At 27.6% G+C, this 5,825-nt stretch carries 6 protein-coding genes; 1 reads left to right on the top strand and 5 read right to left on the bottom strand.

What is annotated here, in order from left to right:
- Positions 1 to 60 precede the first annotated feature (60 nt).
- The 4 genes from D9R21_RS04030 to D9R21_RS04020 all read right to left on the bottom strand — a co-directional run bounded on the left by D9R21_RS04030 (position 61) and on the right by D9R21_RS04020 (position 4,021).
- Positions 61 to 2,490, bottom strand: coding sequence for a ligand-binding sensor domain-containing protein (locus D9R21_RS04030; RefSeq protein WP_126821201.1), 2,430 nt, complete (start codon positions 2,488 to 2,490; stop codon positions 61 to 63).
- Positions 2,491 to 2,866: 376 nt separating this feature from the next.
- Positions 2,867 to 3,019 carry a hypothetical protein gene (locus tag D9R21_RS07935; protein ID WP_196234375.1) on the bottom strand — a complete coding sequence of 51 codons (153 nt, stop codon included), beginning with the start codon at positions 3,017 to 3,019 and terminating at the stop codon, positions 2,867 to 2,869.
- A gap of 2 nt (positions 3,020 to 3,021) precedes the next feature.
- Complete coding sequence (locus tag D9R21_RS04025) at positions 3,022 to 3,792, bottom strand: ParA family protein (protein WP_158613878.1); 771 nt, start codon at positions 3,790 to 3,792, stop codon at positions 3,022 to 3,024.
- The gene (locus D9R21_RS04020; RefSeq protein WP_126821199.1) at positions 3,779 to 4,021 is read right to left on the bottom strand and encodes a hypothetical protein; all 243 of its coding nucleotides are present in this window, start codon (positions 4,019 to 4,021) and stop codon (positions 3,779 to 3,781) included. Before D9R21_RS04020 ends, D9R21_RS04025 begins: the two co-directional genes overlap by 14 nt.
- Before the next feature lie 722 nt (positions 4,022 to 4,743).
- On the opposite strand from D9R21_RS04020, the gene D9R21_RS04015 reads away from it, so the two are divergent.
- Positions 4,744 to 5,211 carry an Hsp20/alpha crystallin family protein gene (locus tag D9R21_RS04015; RefSeq protein WP_126821198.1) on the top strand — a complete coding sequence of 156 codons (468 nt, stop codon included), beginning with the start codon at positions 4,744 to 4,746 and terminating at the stop codon, positions 5,209 to 5,211.
- 357 nt (positions 5,212 to 5,568) lie between these two features.
- Here the strand turns inward: D9R21_RS04015 and D9R21_RS04010 are convergent, their stop codons facing one another.
- Entirely contained in the window at positions 5,569 to 5,763 is a 195-nt protein-coding gene (locus D9R21_RS04010) for a hypothetical protein (protein ID WP_126821197.1), read from the bottom strand.
- Positions 5,764 to 5,825: the final 62 nt, after the last annotated feature.

The following is a 5,825-nucleotide window of genomic DNA, read 5'->3' as shown; positions in this document are numbered from 1 at the left end:
GCCGGACGAGCAAAAAGACACACAAGAATCAGAACAGCAAAGAAAATTGTTCAATTCATCTTATTTTTCTCCTTTTTGTTTTGCTTCTCATTCTTCATCATCTTTTTTCATTTGAGCAATATCTTTTTCGGTTTTTGCCACAAAGGCTTTTTCTTTTTTCTGGCGGATTGGTTTTAAAATAAACGGATCAACCACAAACCGTTTAAACAACCAACCAAGAAGAGCAAGACCCGCCAGCGAACCAAGCACAATTCCAAAGATAGTCCAGATACCCAAACCAGTTTTCTTGTTATTGGCGGGTGTGTTGCTGTCTTTGATTGGCAAAGTAAATTGCTCTGCTGAGGCATTATTGTATTTAACAGTAATGTTTACTTTGGCATTTGGTTTAAACTCACTTTGGTTTAATTCAAACGAAACTTTGTTTACATCATAATTGCTGGTATTTACCGCAGGAATTTTGATACTGCTTGGAATTTGGGTTTTTAGCTGTTCTATAACTTGCTCTTTTGTCAACGGTTCGGTTGATGACAATTTCCCATTGATTTTAAACCAGTCGGTAAGAAAATTGGCAAATTGACTATCACTAGCTAGTTGCTGTCAGTTTTTGCTCTCTGCAAACAATTTATTTAGTTGACTAGCAGAATAACCACGGATATTGTCGTGTCCATTTGCTTTCGCTCAGATTTCAAATTGTTTGCCTTTATCCGTATCAAAATAATTTGCTATTTTTTTGTCCTTTGCAATTTGTAAATAAACATTGTTGGTATGTCCTAAGTTGTCTGACAGTTCAACAACATATTTACCATCGTTTGTTGATAACTGCGACCCATCAAGTTTAATCCCCTTTGATCGGTCAATCATGCTTGATTGTGATGTTTTATTTCATTTATCATCACAACCATAGACAACACCAGTTATCAAACTGCTTGTGGTTGGTTTAACCATTGTGATAACACTTTCGCTATTTGCATAGTGGAATGTGTTAACTGGATTTGTGATATTGCTTATATCAATTTGACCAAGATAATCTTTTATTACCGTTGCGGTTGATGGTGTTGGTGTTACATCAATTTTCAAATCAACCACTGTTGATGGAACAACATTATAAGTTACATCAACCGAACCTTTGTAACTTTTACTATCATCGCGCGCTTTTAAAATTGCCGAGTGATTATCTTTTTTTGTTATTTCAATTTGTGAAAAATCATCAATGACATTGCCGTTTTTCTGATTAACAGCAGTGAAAATAGTGTCATCATTGTTATCAATGATATTACCTAAATCAGTGGTTTTTATTAAATCACTTAGATTTTGTTGCACTGGTGTTGGTGTCGGGTCTATTTTCGCCTGCATCGAAACAATAATTTCACTCGTATATTGTTTACCATCCAAAGTAAAAATTACTTGTAAATTATGGTCTTTCTCGCTAGTCTCGGGTTTAACATTGATAGTCCAGTGTTTATTTGTTTGTCCTTGTTGGACATTATCAAAGACAACTTTATCAATATTGGGGTTGGCAATATCAATGTTTAACTCCCCATCAACACTAAGCAAATCGGGGCGAGTCCAAGTTTGTGTTTTTGTGCTATCAACCAAAATAAACTTACTTTGTTGTTTTACTCAATCTAAAACTGTTGTTGTAAATTTAACACCACTATTTGCCACAACAAAAATATTATCTTTACTATCAACTGCAATTGAGTTAATTTTATTATTTATCCCCTCTATTTTTGTTGGTGTTGTAGAACCTTTTTTCAAAACAAACGCACCCTCACTTGTGCCAATATAAATATTGTCGTTGCTATCAACCGCAACGGAATTAACTGTTTTATCAATATCAGTAATTTTGGTTGCGGTGTCTGCACCATCAACCAACTTATACGCACCATTGCTTGTACCAAAATAAATGTTATTTTTACTATCAATAGATACATTTCAAACATTACCATTATTTTCTTTTAAATTTAAAATTAAACTAATTACTCCACTCATTAATTTTAATAATTGATTCTTCCCATAAGTGGTTTGTTTTGCAATATAGATGTTGTCCTTACTATCAATGGCAAGAGAAACAACATTATCAATATCATTTATTTTAGTTGCAATTATTTCATTTTTATTTATTTTGTAAATACCGCCGACAATCCCGCTGTAAGCAGAAATATAAATATTGTCGTTGCTATCAACCGCAAGGGAATAAATATAAATAAATCTTTCACTTAAATCAATTTTTGTTGGTGTTGTTTCACCTTGTTTTAACACAAATGCACCTTTGTCTGTACCAAAATAAACGTTATTGTTACTATCAACTGCAATTGATGTAATATTTCCTTTTATATATTTAATTTCTTTTAATGGTAGATAGGCATTGTTTGAGTTAGAAACCCCAACACCACGTTTTGCGCGAGTTAGCAGTGTATTTGCTAACAAAGGCGCGGGAACGCTCGCTGTCAAAGTTGCTATTGTTAATAAACTGATTAATTTTTTCATTTCCTGTATTCCTTTCTAAATAAAAAAGAGAATAGCACCATCGCACTATTCCCACAAGCAATTTATAACATATTTCACAAGCGTATCACAAAAATACCCAAGTAAAATATGTTAAAATTGTCTGTGGAAACACTAGCAAGAACTAGCGTTTCCACGATACTAAATTGTTTACTAGACAATTTAGTATCACCAAATTTTAATTTGTTTTATTTAGTTCTTTTTTTATTATACACTAGATACATTTTTGTATCTAGTGTTTTTGTTAATATGAGATAAAAATGTAAAGGTTGATATTTAATGCATTTGATAAAAGTAGGATTGGACTACCTACCAAAGATATAAAATATCTTGGTAACAAAATTATAACACAAAGTTATTATTTACCGCAGTTTTTGTCCCCTGTGTTAATCGTAAATCATTCATCATCGATTTTTTGAATAACAAAACTACAATTCAAACATTTTTGTAAATCAACATCAACAACCATTAAATTATGATTGATAGTGTCTTTGTTTTCTACTTTTTTCATTATTATTTGATTTCCTTGATGAGTTCTTCGTATGCTTGTTTCTGTCGCCAATAATATACATTTTCTCATATATTAGAAAGCTTATTCTCGGTTTTAATAAATGATTTTGAATTAGTTATTACACTTTGTAATAAATTATTATTTAATTCTTCGTTTTCTAATAACTTATAAATTTCAATAGTATCTTCATCTTCTTTAACATTGTTAAAAACTATTTTTAAACTTGGAACATTAATATTTTCTTGTCTACAAATATGATTTAAAGTATTTTTCAAATCTAATACCCCTTTAAATGCACCTAAACCATTATTAATTGGCATAATAATTAAATCAGATATTATCAAAAAATTAAGTGCTAACTCTAAAACTGTTGGTGGATAGTCAATCAACACATAATCGTACTTTAAAAAAATATTATTAAAACTATCAAATATATTTTTTCCTATTTTATATATTTTATCCTTTGAATATAAATTATTTAAAATAGCAGAAGATTTTGTTAATTCTTCTCCGCCAATAACAATGTCAATGTTTTTATATTTTGTTGATTGAATAATGTTATTTATTCCAACATTAAAACCACCAAACAATTTTAATAAAGTAATATCTTTTACAATTTTATTTGTATAAAATTGGACTGATAAAGTTGCTTGTGGGTCAAGGTCAATTAATAAGACCTTTGCTCCATCAAGAGCAAATTTATAAGCAACATTTTTGCAAAGGGTCGTTTTGCCAACACCACCTTTTTTATTACAAAAACTAATCATCTTCATTATTGTTGTTTTCCTTTCCATAACGCTCTTCTAAAATAATTGTCATTAAAGTAGTATAACTCCACCTTTTTTCTTCAGCTTCTTCTCTAAATTTATTTACTAAATATTTAGAACAAAAAGTATTGGGTATCATATCTTTGCTTGTTCTTTTTTTAAATTCTTTTGTATTAGAAAAACTTGAAAGTTCTTTTATTCCATTTTTTTCAAGAAATGTATTTAATTTTGCCATAATATTTCTCCTTTTTTTCATATATATTTTATCATTATTTGTTTTACATTTTAAAAATAAAACAAATAAAAAATGTTTTATTTTTAAAATAATGATAAAAGTACCTTATTTGTTTTACATTTTAAAAATAAAACAAATAAAAAATGTTTTATTTTTAAAATGTAAATAAGTAAAAAATGAAATAAATAAATATTTTATATTTTTATTGCCATTTTACCCGCGAAAATAACTTTCAGTGCGCCACAATCAACGATAGGAAAACAAGCAACAAAAAACCCTTATAAAATAAGGGTTTTATAAAAATTAAAAATCTTGATTTTTAATATAAATTTAAACAGTTGCGTTTTATATAAAGTCGTGCACGGACATACTTTATATTTTAAAATGATTACTTCAACTACTTTTATTTTACATATTGATTTTATATTATAGTTTAATTTAAATATATTTATTAAAATATTTTAGCACTCTAATATGTTGATTGACAAAATGTTATTACAATTTTATAATTTAAATAGGTTGATATAAACAACCTATAATCAATTTTATTATATAAATTTTTGTGATAAGGAGGATTATAAAAAAAATGTCAAATTTAATTAAAGAAATAATTATTACCAGAACTGGTGAAATACATAAATACAGCTACAAATAATAAAATTGAATATTAATCTAATTTTTTAAAACAATTTATTTTATATATTTAAAAGGATTGATTATATATGACAATTAAAAATAATTTAACAAATTATGATAAAAATATTAATCGTAGATTAAATACTATTGATGATATCTTTTCTAATTTCTTTGAAGATTTTAATAAATTAACACATCCAATTTATGAAAATAAATCAGTTTCACCAAAAATAGATTTTTATGAAAATGATACCGAGTATTGTTTAAATGCAGAATTGCCTGGTATTTTACAAGAAAATATTGATTTAAAAATCAATAACAACATCTTAACAATACAAACAAAAACAGAAGAAAAGAAAGAAGAAACAAAAAATAATTATCATATTCAAGAAAGATATTTTGGTTCATTCTACCGTTCAATAGGATTACCAAATAATATCAATGAAAATAAAATTTCTGCTTCGTTCGATAATGGAATTTTAAGTATTAAAATTCCAAAACAAGAAGAAACAAAAACTAAAAAAATTATGATTAAAAATCAAAAAGAAAATTAATAAAAAGAGCAAAAGCTCTTTTTATTTTATTATGTATCAACTTTATTACCTATTTTTGATTAATTTGGATTATTCTGGGCTCGCGGTGATTTTTTAAACTTTATGGAAATTACTTAAAGTTTAAAAAAACTTTTGTCACGCTTTGCAAAGTACTTGGGAAAAATTCTAAGCGTTAAGCGAAGAATTTTATAAAGGTTCCCAAATTTGTTTGAAAGAACCTCAAAATATTTTTTAACTTATAAGTCATTTTATCATAAAAATTATTAAAAATCAACCGCTCGCCCAAAAATGAAATCTAACAAATATTACTCTTTATTGTTTCATATTTCGTAGGTGTTTAGTTCTTGTCAAGCATAGTTATTGAATTGTTCCATCAGTTTTGTAAACAATTAAGTCGGGGTAGGCGTTGAGATTACCGTTTTCCATTTTTAACTCCCGCTCGGTTTGATAGTGCTCGATGTCGGTTTGCCTACAAAGTCATTTAATCAACATATCTTGGTGGGGAAGTTCATAGCAATTTATCTTAATTGCTTTTTTTATGGTCTCGCCCAACAAAAGTATTACCTTTATGATAAAGATAATAAATATTTTTTCTTGTATGCTGGTCTATTTTA

It is taken from the genome of Spiroplasma endosymbiont of Megaselia nigra (genome assembly GCF_003987485.1).
Lineage (GTDB): Bacteria > Bacillota_I > Bacilli_A > Mycoplasmatales > Mycoplasmataceae > Spiroplasma.
Note: the sequence above shows the minus strand (reverse complement) of the source record. Positions and strands in the feature narration are given on the sequence as shown.